The following is a 13767-nucleotide window of genomic DNA, read 5'->3' on the forward strand; positions in this document are numbered from 1 at the left end:
CTCGCCGCGTTCGTTGACGGCCGCCACCGCTGGAGGGGTACCACCTCGTGACTGCGCAACAGGAGATCCTCTACGGGGCCGACGACCTCACCCACCTCGAGGGTCTCGACGCGGTGCGCAAGCGTCCCGGCATGTACATCGGCTCGACCGACAGCCGGGGGGTCAACCACCTCGCCAACGAGATCATCGACAACTCGACCGACGAGGGCGTGGCCGGCCACGCCGGGCAGGTCGAGGTCATCCTGCACGCCGACGGCTCGGTGCAGGTCGACGACGACGGCCGCGGCATCCCCACCGACATCAACGCGAAGTCCGGGCTCAGCGGCGTCGAGCTGGTGCTCACCCGGCTCCACGCGGGCGGCAAGTTCGGCGGCTCCGGCTACAAGACCTCCGGCGGTCTGCACGGCGTCGGCGCATCCGCGGTCAACGCTCTGTCGCTGCGCTTCGACGTGACGGTTCGCCGCGACGGCAAAGTCCACGAGATCTCGTTCCAGCGCGGCGTCCCCGGCGTCTTCGCGGGCGACGGCCCCACGGCGAAGTTCCAGAAGGAGCCGGGCCTGCGGGTCGCCCGCAAGATGAAGCGCGGCGAAAGCTCCGGCACCTCCATCCGCTACTGGTACGACGCCCGCTACTTCGAGACCGGCGCGAAGCTCGACGTCGACATCGTCCGGGCCAAGCTGCGCAACACCGCGTTCCTGGTGCCCGGCGTGGCGTACGTGCTGCGGGACCTCACCGGCGAGGAGCCCACCGAGGAGACCTTCCACTTCCCGCAGGGGCTCGGCGACATGGTCGAGTTCCTGACGCCGTCGGGCGACAAGCCGGTCTCCGGCATCCTGCTGGTGACCGGTGAGGGCACCTACAAGGAAAACGCCGCCGACGCCAACGGAGTCATGCAGTCCAACGTCGAACGCGTCGCCCAGGTCGAGGTCGCGTTCCGCTGGGGCACCGGCTACGACCGGACGGTGGAATGCTTCACCAACACGATCCGCAACATGCATGGTGGCACCCATCGCAAGGGCTTCGACCGCGCCATGGTCCGGGCGTTGACCGAGGCGGTCCGCAACACCCGTGGGCTGCTCAAGCCCAAGGAGGACGCGCCGGTCCTGGACGACTACCTGGAGGGCCTGACCGCGGTCATCCACGTGCGGGTGCCCGAGCCGCAGTTCACCTCGCAGACCAAGGACGAGCTGTCCACCGCCGGCATCACCCGGGTGTTGCAGGGCCTGGTCGAGCAGCACCTCAAGCAGTGGATCGACGATCGGCGCACCAAGACCGAGGCTCGGACGGTCCTGCAGAAGGTCGTCGACGCGGCCCGCGTCCGGCTCACCCAGAAGCAGCAGAAGGACGCGGCCCGCCGCAAGACCGCCCTCGAAGGCGCGTCGATGCCGCCCAAGCTGGTCGACTGCCGCTCCACTGGCATCGACCGCAGTGAGATCTACATCGTGGAGGGCGACAGCGCGCTCGGCACGGCCCGGATGGCCCGCAGCTCGGAATACCAGGCGCTGCTGCCCATCCGCGGCAAGATCCTGAATGTGCAGAAGGCCAGCATGCAGCAGGTGCTCGACAACGCCGAGTGCTCGGCCATCGTCCAGGTGCTCGGCGCCGGCTCGGGCCGCACCTTCGAGCTGAGCACCATGCGCTACGGCCGCGTCATGATCATGGCCGACGCGGACGTCGACGGCTCGCACATCCGCACCCTGCTCATCACTCTGTTCGCCAAGTACATGCGGCCGGTCATCGAGAGCGGCCGGCTCTTCGCCGCCATGCCCCCGCTGCACAAGGTGGCGACCAAAGGCCGCAACGCGGAGACCATCTACACCTACACCCAGCAGGAGATGGAAACCACCGTCGCCCGGCTGGAGAAGTCCGGCAAGGCCGTCATCAAGCCGGTGCCCCGGTTCAAGGGCCTCGGGGAGATGGACGCCGACGAGCTGTGGGACACCACGATGAACCCCGCGACCCGCACGGTCCGGCGCATCACCCTCGAGGACGTCGAGCACGCCGAGGCCACGCTGGAGTTGCTGATGGGTGAGCGGGTCGAGCCCCGCAAGAACTGGCTGATCGAGGCCGCCGGCCGGATCGACCGCGAAACGATCGACGCCTGAGGAACGGGTCACAGACATGGCACGCCGCAAGAACGAGCAGACCCGGGTGGACCTGTCCGCCTTCGACCAGGCCGGCGCCCGGGTCATCGACAACCCGCTCACCACCGAGGTCGAGGACTCCTACCTCGAATACGCGTACTCGGTCATCCATTCCCGAGCCCTCCCCGACGCCCGCGACGGCCTCAAGCCCGTACACCGGCGCATCCTGTGGTCGATGCAGGAGCAGGGCTACCGGCCCGACCGGGCGTACGTGAAGTCGGCCCGCGTCGTCGGTGACGTCATGGGTCGCTACCACCCGCATGGCAACCTTGCCATCTACGACGCGATGGTCCGCCTCGCCCAGGACTTCTCGCTGAACGTCCCGCTGATCGACGGGCACGGCAACTTCGGCTCACCGGACGACGGCCCGGCCGCCGAGCGGTACACCGAGTCCCGGATGTCCCGCGAGGCCATGCTGCTCGTCGGGGAGTTGGGCGAGGGCACCGTCGACTTCAAGCCCAACTACGACGGCTCCGAGCTCGAGCCCACCGTCCTGCCCGCAGCCTTCCCGAATCTGCTGGTCAACGGCACGTCCGGGATCGCGGTCGGCATGGCGACCAACATGATCCCGCACAACCTCGCCGAGGTCGTCGCGGCCGCCCGGCACCTGATCACCCGACCCGACGCCGACCTGGACGCGCTCATGCGCATCGTCCCCGGCCCCGACCTGCCCACCGGCGGGCAGCTGCTCGGGCTGGACGAGGTGCGCCGGGCCTACGAGACCGGCCGCGGCGTGGTGCGCATGCGGGCCCGCGTCACCACCGGACCCCTCGAGGGCGGTCGCGGGCGCCAGGCCATCACCGTCGTCGAGCTGCCGTACGGCGTGGGCACCGAAAAGATCATCGAGGCGATCACGGACGAGGTGAAGGGCAAACTCATCACGTCCGGCCCGCGCAAGGGCCAGCGCCAGGCCGCCCGCCTCCAAGGCATCGCCGACGTCAAGGACCTCACCGACCGCGAGCACGGCACCCGCCTCGTCATCGAGTGCAAGGTCGGCGTCAACCCGCAGGCGCTACTCGCCGACCTCTACCGGCTCACCCCGCTGGAGACCTCGTTCGGCATCAACAACCTCGTCCTGGTCGACGGCCAACCCCGCACCCTTGGGCTCAAGGAGCTGCTGGAGGTGTTCCTGGCCCACCGCTACGAGGTGGTCACCCGGCGGACCACCTTCCGGCGTACCAAGCGGCAGGACCGGCTGCACCTGGTCGAGGGTCTGCTCACCGCGCTCATCGACATCGACCGGGTGGTCGCGATCATCCGCGGCAGTGACGACGCCGCGGCCGCCAAGACGAGCTTGATGAGCGAGTTCGGGCTCTCCGAGATCCAGGCCAACTACATCCTGGACACTCCGCTGCGTCGACTGACCCGCTTCGACCGGATCGAGCTGGAAACCGAGCAGGAGCGGCTCACCGCTGAGATCGCCGAGCTGTCCCGGATTCTCGACAACGAGGACGTCCTCAAGCAGGTCGTCTCCGACGAGCTCGCCGCCGTCGTCGCCGAGTTCGGCTCGGCCCGGCGCACCACGCTCATCGACGGTGACCTCAAGGAGGTGCTGGCGGCGTCCGTCCCCGCCGGACCGTTGGAAGTCGCCGACGACCCCTGCCAGGTCATCCTCTCGGCCACCGGCCTGATCGCCCGTACGGCGGCGGAGAGCGAGGAGGCCACCGAGGCCCGGCGGCGCAGCGGCCGGGTCAAGCACGATGCCGTCCGCGCAGTCGTCCACTCCACCGCCCGCGGCCGGGTCCTGCTGATCACAAGCCAGGGCCGCGCCTTCAAGACAGACGTCCTGCCGCTGCCCGTGCTGCCGGAGCAGTCCGGCACGGTTTCCCTGCGCGGCGGCATGTCCGCCTCGGAGCTGATCCCCCTGGAGAAGGGCGAGCGGGTCGTCGGGCTGGCCCCGCTGCTGCCCGGCAAGTCCCCAGGCCTGGCACTCGGCACCCGCCAGGGCGTGGTCAAGGTCTGCGCCCCCGAGTGGCCGGTCCGCTCCGACGAGTTCGAGGTCATCACCCTCAAGGACGGCGACGAGGTCGTCCAGGCCACCTGGCTCGCCGACGGCGGGGAATCCCTCGCCTTCGTCACCTCCGACGCGTCCTTGCTGCGCTTCCCGGCCAAACTCGTCCGCCCCCAAGGTCTCAAGGGCGGCGGCATGGCCGGCATCAACCTCACCGCTGACGCCGAAGTGCTCTCCTTCACCGCAGTCGACACCCGCGACGAGCAGCACGGCGAACCCATGGTGGTCACCTCCACAGGAACCCAGGTCAAGGTGTCCCCGTTCGCTTCCTACCCGGCCAAGGGCCGCGCCACGGGTGGCGTCCGGGTCCAGCGCTTCCTCAAGGGCGAGTCCCGTCTGGCGGTTGCCTGGGTCGGCCCCCGCCCGGTCGGCGCCAGCGCCACCGGCGACCCCGTCGACCTCCCGGAACCGGATTCGCGGCGCGACGGTTCGGGCGAGGCGGTCCTGATGGGACCCCAGATCATCGGCCACCTGATCGAACGAGGCTGAGCACGACCCACCCCGTCTCCGCTCTGGAGAGCCCGCGGCGACCTATCCGGGTGCGGGTCGAACGAGGCGGCCCGCGCCCGGGATTCCGGGGAGGCGTCCGAGGGAGTGCCGCACGCGGCCGTCCCGAGCTGCCCCGCTCGGGTTGGCGTGCCGGTGAGGCGGCGGACGACGAGGTTGGACGGCTACCGGTGACAGGATGCCTGCCGCGTATACAGCGAGGTCGAGGGTGTCGAACTGGACGCCGAGGATCAGGCGGGCGAGGGATCGCAGCGCGAACAGGCCGCCGAGTCCGCCCGCGGGGTGGTCGGGCGGGGCTCGGCGGCCTGGTTTTCCCCGGAATCAGGGAACCGGTGATCAGCCGGCGGCGGGGGTGAAGTACTCGCAGTTGGCGCCCTTCTCGGCCTTCTTCACGCTGGTGCCGGCGCACAGGCGCAGGCCGGGCTGGAAGCCGCCGCGCAGCAGGTTGGCGGTGGCGGTGTAGTTGGTCTTGCCCTTGCCGCAGAGCTTGCCGACGGTGTTCCAGGCGAGAGCGTCCGTCGGGGCGTTGTAGGCGATCTGGACGACGCCGCACTTGTCGGCGTTGACGGCCAGGGTGCCGCTGACGCGGACCGGGGGCACCGGGCGCTCCGGGATGCTCATCATCCGGTCGTAGGTGCCGTACGCGCTGACGACGATGCGGTCCTTGGCGTTCTTGATGTCGAGCTGGAACTCGTTGTCGGCGGCGGCGGCGGGGCCGGCGGCGACACCGAGGGCGATGCCGGTCATCGCGACGATGACCGAAGTGCGGGCGACGAGAGACTTCATGGCGTTCCTTTGCATATACGTGGCTCCGCCGATCGGGCGGAGTGGGATTGGTGCGAATCACCGTTGGCGGCGATCTCCGCTGGTACACAGAGGACGCTTGCTGTGGGTTGTGCCCATCTGACGGTGCGTGCAAGATCCAAGAACATGTGTGTACGGCCGGTCAAGTCGCCGCTGCCCGATCGGGCAACCGGCCGCGCGGAGTTGCCAAACGAATGCCTGCTCGCGGGCCCTCGAGGGTGCATCTCGGTCACCGTGAGCGTGACGTCATTCACTTTGTGCTACCTCGATGGTCGGGTGTGGACCACGCCGGCTATGTCGAAGCGGCGGCGAACGACGTCGGCCGTCAGCATCGGTTGGGCGGTGGTTAGGAAAGCGGTGGGCGGCGTCGAGCGGGCCGTGCGGGGTGGCCGCCGTGCGCGGCAACGATCTGGCCGGCCGCCGGGCGCGGCAACGGTCTGGCTGGCCGCCGTGTGCGGCAACGGTCCGGCGGGCGAGGTGCCGACCTACCAGACCGGGCGCATTCGGCCCGGCACGGCGAGCCGCGCCAGATCGTGGCGAAGGGCGGCCACTCGTTCCGGGCCGAGCGCATCTGCCCAGGGGCGCAGAATGTCCGCGGACGCCTCGTCGGCGGCGCGGGTGCAGGCCCACCCCTTCTCAGTGAGGACGATGAGCTTGGCGCGGGCGTCGTCCGGGTGGGGATGGCGGTCGACGTAGCCCTTGCGGGTCAGTTCGTCGACCATCTGGCTGGCTGCCTGTTTGGTGACACCGAGGTGCTCGGCGAGCTGCATGACCGTGGCGCCGCCGCCGGCGATCCGCGCGAAGGCGAAGCCGTGGGCGGGGCGTAGGTCGGTGAAGCCGCGGGCGCGTACGCCGGCGTCAATGCCGTCTACCAGGGCGCGGGTGGCACTCAGCAGCAGCACCGGCAGGTCGAGAAGGCTTCTGTCCACCGACCCAGTTTGACAGATTGGTCAAGCTGCTGGACTATATGGTCAAGCAAGTTGACCAAAGGGGAGACAGATCATGGCTGTTATTCGCGAGCAGGACGCCGTCGAGCACCGCATGCACGGCGCAACCTTCCACTCCTACGTGGCACCGTCGCGGGGGAGTCAGGAGCTCAGCGCCTGGCGGCTGGAGATCGCCGATGGCACCATCGGCGCGCCGCACCAGGTCAGCAAGGAAGAGGTGCTGTTCATCCTGGCGGGAGAGGTCACCACGACCATCAACGGCGAGCGGGCGACTGTGCGCGCCGGTGAGGCCGCGTTCGTGCCGGCCGGGGCGCAGTTCGCCATCGACAACACCGGCGGTGCCACGGCGAAGGCGTGGGTCACCACCAGCGCGGGGCTGAAGGCCACCCTTGCCGACGGCACCGAGATCAGCCCGCCCTGGGCTGCCTGATCTCGTGGGCGGGCCGCCCGCGGGCGGCCCGCCGCGGCACAACTGTTACTTCGACGGCTCCGGGATGTCGCAGGTCAGCTTCGGGTTGACCCCGAGCCAGTTCAGCGGTCCGGCCACCACCGTCACCATGACTGTGCCCGCCTCGGCACAGCTGGTGTCGCCGGTGTCCTTGAAGTAACCACGCTCGAACGCGGCGACGGCGCCGAGCACGAGCCAAAGGACGACGATGATTCCGCCGATCGATCCTGCGCGCATCGGGGGCTCCTCATAGGTGGGGGATGCCCGGCAGATACCCCAGACCCGTTGATCTCTAAACGGCCGTGCGGACCGCCTGCAGGGTGTAGGTGTGCGGCAGCCGCCGCGGCCGGTCGGTGAGCTGCCACTCGCCGCCGGGCAGCTTCGTCATCGCACCCGGCAGGGCCTCCCAGGGCACGGAGTCGTGCTCGACCAGGCCGGTGACCGTCATGCCCGCTTCCAGGAGAGCCGTGACGATCTCGCCCATGCCGTGGTTCCACGAGTGGGTGGTCGTGTGCTCGAACGAGTGGTCCGTCTCGACGTAGGTGCCGTCCTCGTCCCACACCAGCGGTGCCTCGTGCTCGAAATAGTCGAAGTCGAGCACCAGCAGGCCGTCCTCGCGATCGTCCTGCAGCGCCCACAGCACCGGATGGCCCTCGCGGATGAACAACCGTCCGCCCGGCCGCAGCAGCGTCGCCACCACCCGTGCCCACTGGCGGATGTCCGGGAGCCAGCCGATCGCGCCGATCCCTGTGAAGACCAGATCGAAGGAGCCTGCTTTGAGTACGTCCGCAGCGCCGTACACATCGGATTCGACGAAGTCGACCGGCGTGCCGGACCGTTCCGCCAGCTTGCGTGCCTCGGCGATGCTGGCCGCCGAGAAATCGAGCCCGGTCATGGTCGCGCCCAGCCGGGCCAGCGACACGGTGTCGGTGCCGATGTGGCATTGCAGGTGCAGGCCACGCATGCCGCGAATGTCGCCGAGCAGTGGCAGGTCGAACGTCACCACGTCGCTCAGGTGCGCCGGATCTCGGATGAAATCGGCAACCCGGTAATCGGGCGAAGCGGCGTGGACGGGAGCGCGTTCATCCCAATTGGCGCGATTGACAGCGCGGTAATCGGTCACGAGGCCCGACCGTATAGCAGTACCCGTCGGTCACGCGCAGAATATCGCCCGTGGAAGCCAAGCGGACAACCGTGCGGGACGTGCGCCGCGCCAACCGGGCCAGCCTGCTCACCGACCTCTTCCACGGTGGGCGGCAGAGCCGGCAGGAGCTCGGGGCCACCACGGCGCTGAGCCAGGCGAGCGTCAGCAACCTCATCGGCGAGATGATCGACGAGGGGCTGGTGGAGGAAGCCGGTCTGGTCGGCTCGGACGGCGGCCGGCCGCGAGTGTTGCTGCGCGTCGCCCCCCACTACGGGTACGTCGCGGGCGCCGACGTCAGCGCTTCCGAGGTGATCGTCGAGCTTTATGACCTGGCGATGTCCCGGTTGGCCGTCGTGCGGTACCCGCTGCCCGCCGGTTCCGCGGCCCGAGGCGTGCCCGACCCGACGATCGCTGTGCAGCAGGTGCTCGCCGGGCTGACAGCGGCCGTCGCCGAGTCCGGAGTAGCGCTGAGCGAGGTGCTCGGCATGGGCGTGGGTGTCTCCGGGGTGGTGGACCCGGACGGTGTTGTGCATTCGCAACCCACCGGCTGGGATGCCGTGCCACTGGGAGCGTTGCTGCGTGCCGGCACCGACGTGCCGGTCCAGGTGGAAAACGGCGCCCAGGCTGTCGGCCGGGCCGAGATGTGGTTCGGCGCCGGACGCGGGGCCCGGCACGCCGTCATCGTCCTGGTCGGCACGGGCGCCGGGGCCGCGGTCGTCCTGGACGGTCGCGGCCACCGCGGCGCCTACAGCAACGCCGGCGAATGGGGCCACACCCCCCTCATGTACGGCGGGGAGCTGTGTCGATGTGGTGCCCGGGGCTGTCTGGAGGCGTACATCGGCGCAGACCGGATCGCCGGTCGGCTGGCCGAGGCGACCGGCCAGGACGCGGCACCGCAGTTGTTGGCGCGGGTGTTGGCCGAGGACCCGATCCCCGAGCCGGCGGCGGCCGTCGTCCGGCAAACCGTCGACTACCTCGGTGCCGGGATCGCGGGTCTGGTCAACCTGTTCTCGCCGGAACGGATCGTGTTGGGCGGGCCGGCGGGTCTGGCGCTGGGGGAGCGGTTCCTCGCCGAGATCCGTGCGGCAGTGGCCCGGCACGCGTTACGACACCCGTATTCGCGGACCGGTGTTGACCTGTGCCAGCTCGGCCCGGATGCGGTCGCCATGGGTGCAGCCACCCTGCCCATCGCCCGACTGCTCGCGGACGGCGGTCTGCCACCCGGCCCAGCGTACCGTCGCGGCCGCAGCCGCTGATTCGATACCTTATGAGGCCAGTTGCTCGCTGGATTGGTTGATTTGTGCCCACACGTCGTCGAGGGACAGGTCGAGCACGTCGGCGATGGCGGCGATGGTGGAAAAGGCCGGGGTGGCGACCCGGCCGGATTCGATCTTGCGCAGGGTCTCCGGCGAGACTCCGGCGTCGAGAGCGGTGCCGAGCATCGATCGCTGCCCCCGGGCACGGCGGAGGAGCGCGCCGAGCCGCTGTCCGCGTTCGACCTCTTCGGCAGTGAGGGGCAACCTGACCATGTGCCGATTCTAGTACCGGGATAATATGGCCGGGATACTTATTGGGAGCAGGAAGCAGGAGTGACGACCGCATGATCGAGATCCTGGAAGCCGCCGACCTGCCCCGCGCGCGGGCGGCCGGCGCCCTGGTCGCCCACATCTTGCAGACCCTGAAGAGCCGCACCGCGGTCGGCACCAACCTGCTGGAGATCGATCAGTGGGCCAAGGCGATGATCCTCGAGGCGGGCGGGAAGTCCAGTTACGTCGACTACGCGCCCGCGTTTGGTCGCGGGCCGTTCGGCCACTACATCTGCACCTCGGTCAACGACGCCGTGCTGCACGGGCTGCCGCATGACTATGCGCTCGTCGACGGCGACTTGCTGAGCCTCGACCTCGCCGTTTCCCAGCAGGGCCTCGTCGCCGACTCGGCCATCAGCTTCATCGTGGGCGAAGCACAGCCCGCGGAGAGTCTCGCCCTGATCGACGTGACCGAACGCGCCCTCCGCGCCGGCATTGCCGCGGCGTGCCCGGGAGCCCGGGTCGGCGACCTTTCGCACGCCATCGGCACGGTCCTCACCGAGGCGGGCTACTCCGTGAACACCGAGTTCGGCGGACACGGCGTCGGGACGACCATGCACCAGGATCCGCACATCGCCAACATCGGCCGCCCCGGTCGCGGCTTCACCCTGCGTCCCGGCCTCCTGCTCGCCCTCGAACCCTGGATCATGGCGGACACCGACAAGCTCATCACCGACAAGGACGGCTGGACCTTGCGCAGCGCCACCGGCTGCCGCACCGCCCACAGCGAGCACACCATCGCCATCACCGAATCCGGCGCCGAGATCCTCACCGCGCCGCGATAGGGGAGATCCTCATCCCGAGGCGCTGCCGCGGTGGTGGGCGATCAGGTCACGGAACCAGAGGGCGGAGCGTTTCGGCGTACGCTGCTGGGTGGCGTAGTTGACGTGCACAATGCCGAAACGTTTCGCGTAGCCCTCCGCCCACTCGAAGTTGTCCATGAGGGACCACGCGAAGTAGCCGCGGATGTCGGCGCCCTGCTCGCGCGCCGCCGCGACCGCCGCGATGTGATCAGCCAGGTACGCCGTCCGGTTCTCGTCGGACACGAAGCCGGCGTCGTCGGCGGCGTCGTCGAACGCCGCACCGTTCTCGGTGATGACGATCGGCAGACCGGGGTAGTCCTCGTGGAGTCGCACCAGCAGCCGGGTGAGCCGCTCCGGCGTGATCGGCCAGTCCATCGCGGTGCGCGGCCGGTCGAGCGGCACCTGGCGGACGACGGGGTGGCCGTCGACGCCGGTGCTGCTGCCTTGCTCGTCGGTGCCGCTGAAGTCTTGGCCGAAGTAGAAGTTGACGCCCAGCACGTCGAGTGGAGTGGCGATGGTGTCGAGGTCGCCGTCCCGGCTGGGCAGCTCGGCGCCCTGCTCAGCGAGGTCGTCCAGCACGTCCTGCGGATACGTGCCTTTGCGGAGCGGGTCCAGGAAGACGCGTAGCCCCATCCCGTCAGCGCGGCGGGCGGCAGCGTGGTCCGCGGGGGCGTCCGTGGCCGGGTCGGCGGTGCCGAGGTTGAGGGTGATACCGAAGGTGTGTTCGCGGATGGCTGCCGCGCGCATGCGCTGGGTGGCGAGCCCGTGGCCGAGCAGCAGATGGTGGACGGCGGCGACGGCGGCGCCGAGGTCGCGGCGGCCGGGAGCGTGCACCCCGGCTTGATAGCCCAGCCAGGCCGAGCACCACGGCTCGTTGAGAGTGGTCCAGGTGCCGACCCGGTCGCTGAGCCGGTCGAAGACCAGCATCGCGTAGTCGGCGAACCGGTGCGCGGTGTCCCGGTGCGGCCAGCCCCCGGCGTCTTCGAGTTCCTGGGGGAGGTCCCAGTGATAGAGCGTCACCCACGGCTCCACGCCCGCGTCGAGCAGCTCGTCGGTGAGCCGGTCGTAGAAGGCGATGCCGGCCGGATTGACGGGTCCGCGCCCGCCCGGCTGCACTCGCGGCCACGCGACCGAGAACCGGTAGGTGTCCACGCCGAGGCTTTTGATCAGTGCCACGTCCTGCGGCATGCGGTGGTAATGGTCGCAGGCGACGTCACCGTGGTCGCCGTCGCGGACTGCGCCGGGCACCCGGCAGAAAGTGTCCCAAATGGACGGTGTGCGGCCATCTTCGGCGACAGCGCCCTCGATCTGGTAGGCCGAGGTGGCGACGCCCCAACGGAATGAGGCGGGGAACGCGACGGGTTTCATACTTCTCCCCACGAGAGGACGGGATGGAGCCAGCACGCGACTGTTCGCCCGCCCCCGCCCGGATTGCCCAGCACGGGAATGTTCGCGGCGCAGGGGTCGAACGCTTTCGGGCAGCGCGGGTGGAACGAGCAGCCGGACGGCATGCCCCGCAGGTCGGGTGGGGAGCCGGGGATGCCGGTGAGTTCGCGCCGTGGGCCGCGCAGGGCCGGAAACGAGCCGAGCAGCCCCGCACTGTACGGGTGCAGGGAGTCCTGATACAGCACGGCGGCCGGTGCCTCTTCGACGATGCGGCCGCCGTACATGATGGCGATGCGGTCGGAGAACTCCACGAGCAGCGACAGGTCGTGGGTGATGAAGATGACCGAGAAGCCGAGCCGTTCGCGCAGGTCGATGAGTTGGCCGAGGATCTGCCGCTGCATCACCACATCGAGCGCGGTGGTCGGCTCGTCCATGATGACCACCTGGGGTTGCAGGATCAGCGCCATGCCGATCATCACCCGTTGTCGCATGCCGCCGGAGAGTTGGTGCGGATAGGCGTCCATCCGGTCCGACGAGATGCCCACCAGTTTCAGCATTTCCCGCGCCCGTGCGGTGCGCTGCGCGGCGGACGTCGTCGGCTCGTGGGCGGCCAGGACATCGGTCAACTGCGCGGAGATTCTGTGTACGGGGTTGAGCGAGTTCATCGCCCCCTGGAACACGATCGCCGTCTGCGCCCACCGAAACTTGCGCAAGCCCACGTCGTCCAGTTCGAGGACGTCGTACGGCTCGCCGTCGGCGGGGTGATAGACGACAGTGCCGCCGGTGATGACGCCGGGTGGGGCGAGGAGCCGGGTGAGGCCGTACGCGAGGGTGGACTTGCCGGAGCCGGATTCGCCGGCCAGGCCGAGCACTTCGCCGCGGTGCACGGTGAGGTTGACGTCGCGGACGGCCCGGACGGCGTGCTCGCCGAGTCCGTATCCGACGTTGAGGTTGGTGATTTCCAGGACGGGTGCGCCGGTCACTGCGTCGCCTCCTTGCTGCGGTGCACCGGGGTGGCGGTCGCGGTGGTGATCGCGGGGATCGGCTTGGCATGGGTGTGCGGGGCGGGGGAGTTGCTGAGGACCGGGGTGAAGCCGACGCGCATGCGTACGGTGCGGCCGGAGGCGGTCTTGACGGTGGTCTTGCCGGCGCTGCGCAGGCGCGGGCTGACGAACTCGTCGATGCCGAAGTTGATCAGTGCGAGGGCGGTGCCGAGCAGCGCGATGGCGAGGCCGGCGGGGACGAACCACCACCACGCGCCCTGGGCGAGGGCTTGCTGGCTCTGCGCCCAGAACAGGATCGTGCCCCAGTTCCATTCGGACACCGTGCCGATGCCGATGAAGGCAAGGGTGATCTCGGAGGTGACCGCGAAGATGACCGTGCCGACGAAGCCGGAGGCGATGATCGCGGTGAGGTTCGGCAGGATTTCGAAGCCGATGATCCGCCAGGTACTTTCGCCGGTGGCCCGGGACGCCTCGATGTAGTCGCGGCGGCGCAGCGACAGGGTTTGTGCCCGCAGCACCCGGGCACCCCAGGCCCACGACGTGAGCCCGATGATCAATGCGACCAGGGTGTCGCCGCCGCCGGGTGCGGCCGCTGTCACGATGATGATCAGGGGCAGCGCCGGGATGACCAGGAAGACGTTGGAAAGGGCGGACAGGCTGTCATCCCAGCCGCCGCCGAGATAGCCCGCGGTCACCCCGACCAGGACGGCGAGCACGGTGGCGAGCGCCCCGGCGGTCAGCCCGACGAGCATGACGCCGCGGGTGCCGACGAGCACCTGGCTGAACACGTCCTGCCCGAGGTGCGTCGTGCCGAACCAGTGCTCGGCCGAGGGTGGCGCCACCAGCTCGGGGCCGCGCGCGTCCGGGTCGTACGGTGCGATCCACGGTCCGATGACGGCGAGCAGGACGTAACCGCCGAGCAGGACGAGGCCGGTGGCCGCCTTGGCGTTGGCGGCGAACCGGAACCGCTGCGAGGATGCCAC

The 13767-nt window shown here is 69.6% G+C and carries 13 protein-coding genes; 5 read left to right on the forward strand and 8 right to left on the reverse strand.

The genetic code is table 11. The features are described from left to right. Positions 1–47: 47 nt before the first annotated feature. Together ACIA1L_RS03565 and ACIA1L_RS03570 are read left to right on the forward strand one after the other, a co-directional pair. Positions 48–2105, forward strand: coding sequence for a type IIA DNA topoisomerase subunit B (locus tag ACIA1L_RS03565; protein ID WP_396070894.1), 2058 nt, complete (start codon positions 48–50; stop codon positions 2103–2105). A 16-nt stretch (positions 2106–2121) separates the two neighbouring features. Next, the gene (locus ACIA1L_RS03570; protein ID WP_396070895.1) at positions 2122–4644 is read left to right on the forward strand and encodes a DNA topoisomerase (ATP-hydrolyzing) subunit A; all 2523 of its coding nucleotides are present in this window, start codon (positions 2122–2124) and stop codon (positions 4642–4644) included. Positions 4645–4998: 354 nt separating this feature from the next. Here the strand turns inward: ACIA1L_RS03570 and ACIA1L_RS03575 are convergent, their stop codons facing one another. Together ACIA1L_RS03575 and ACIA1L_RS03580 are read right to left on the reverse strand one after the other, a co-directional pair. Then, positions 4999–5448 (reverse strand): hypothetical protein, encoded by a 450-nt coding sequence (locus ACIA1L_RS03575; protein WP_396070896.1) that lies wholly within the window; start codon positions 5446–5448, stop codon positions 4999–5001. A gap of 503 nt (positions 5449–5951) precedes the next feature. Further along, entirely contained in the window at positions 5952–6395 is a 444-nt protein-coding gene (locus ACIA1L_RS03580) for a MarR family winged helix-turn-helix transcriptional regulator (RefSeq protein WP_396070897.1), read from the reverse strand. 73 nt (positions 6396–6468) lie between these two features. Here ACIA1L_RS03580 and ACIA1L_RS03585 point away from each other — a divergent pair, with 73 nt between their 5' ends. Next, positions 6469–6843: a cupin domain-containing protein gene (locus tag ACIA1L_RS03585; protein ID WP_396070898.1), complete on the forward strand. Its 375-nt coding sequence runs from the start codon at positions 6469–6471 to the stop codon at positions 6841–6843. 45 nt (positions 6844–6888) lie between these two features. On the opposite strand, the gene ACIA1L_RS03590 is transcribed toward ACIA1L_RS03585, so the two are convergent. Both ACIA1L_RS03590 and ACIA1L_RS03595 read right to left on the reverse strand, forming a co-directional pair. Then, entirely contained in the window at positions 6889–7098 is a 210-nt protein-coding gene (locus ACIA1L_RS03590; RefSeq protein ID WP_396070899.1) for a hypothetical protein, read from the reverse strand. A gap of 55 nt (positions 7099–7153) precedes the next feature. Then, positions 7154–7984 carry a class I SAM-dependent methyltransferase gene (locus tag ACIA1L_RS03595; protein WP_396070900.1) on the reverse strand — a complete coding sequence of 277 codons (831 nt, stop codon included), beginning with the start codon at positions 7982–7984 and terminating at the stop codon, positions 7154–7156. A 50-nt stretch (positions 7985–8034) separates the two neighbouring features. Here ACIA1L_RS03595 and ACIA1L_RS03600 point away from each other — a divergent pair, with 50 nt between their 5' ends. After that, entirely contained in the window at positions 8035–9261 is a 1227-nt protein-coding gene (locus tag ACIA1L_RS03600) for an ROK family protein (protein ID WP_396070901.1), read from the forward strand. A gap of 9 nt (positions 9262–9270) precedes the next feature. On the opposite strand, the gene ACIA1L_RS03605 is transcribed toward ACIA1L_RS03600, so the two are convergent. Further along, on the reverse strand, positions 9271–9534 hold the full coding sequence (locus ACIA1L_RS03605; RefSeq protein WP_396070902.1) for a helix-turn-helix transcriptional regulator: 264 nt from the start codon (positions 9532–9534) through the stop codon (positions 9271–9273). A 71-nt stretch (positions 9535–9605) separates the two neighbouring features. Here ACIA1L_RS03605 and map point away from each other — a divergent pair, with 71 nt between their 5' ends. Next, complete coding sequence (gene map, locus ACIA1L_RS03610) at positions 9606–10376, forward strand: type I methionyl aminopeptidase (RefSeq protein ID WP_396070903.1); 771 nt, start codon at positions 9606–9608, stop codon at positions 10374–10376. A 9-nt stretch (positions 10377–10385) separates the two neighbouring features. Here map and ACIA1L_RS03615 read toward each other — a convergent pair whose 3' ends face one another. Genes ACIA1L_RS03615 through ACIA1L_RS03625 form a run of 3 tightly spaced genes read right to left on the reverse strand, consistent with a single transcriptional unit; the run spans position 10386 to position 13767 of the window. Then, the gene (locus tag ACIA1L_RS03615; RefSeq protein WP_396070904.1) at positions 10386–11762 is read right to left on the reverse strand and encodes a GH1 family beta-glucosidase; all 1377 of its coding nucleotides are present in this window, start codon (positions 11760–11762) and stop codon (positions 10386–10388) included. Then, positions 11759–12763: an ABC transporter ATP-binding protein gene (locus tag ACIA1L_RS03620; protein ID WP_396070905.1), complete on the reverse strand. Its 1005-nt coding sequence runs from the start codon at positions 12761–12763 to the stop codon at positions 11759–11761. Before ACIA1L_RS03620 ends, ACIA1L_RS03615 begins: the two co-directional genes overlap by 4 nt. Then, positions 12760–13767, reverse strand: a complete 1008-nt coding sequence (locus tag ACIA1L_RS03625; protein ID WP_396070906.1) for an ABC transporter permease — start codon at positions 13765–13767, stop codon at positions 12760–12762. The genes ACIA1L_RS03620 and ACIA1L_RS03625 overlap by 4 nt, the downstream gene beginning before the upstream one ends.

Source organism: Actinoplanes sp. NPDC051859, assembly GCF_044452725.1.
In the GTDB taxonomy this organism is placed as follows: Bacteria; Actinomycetota; Actinomycetes; order Mycobacteriales; family Micromonosporaceae; genus Actinoplanes.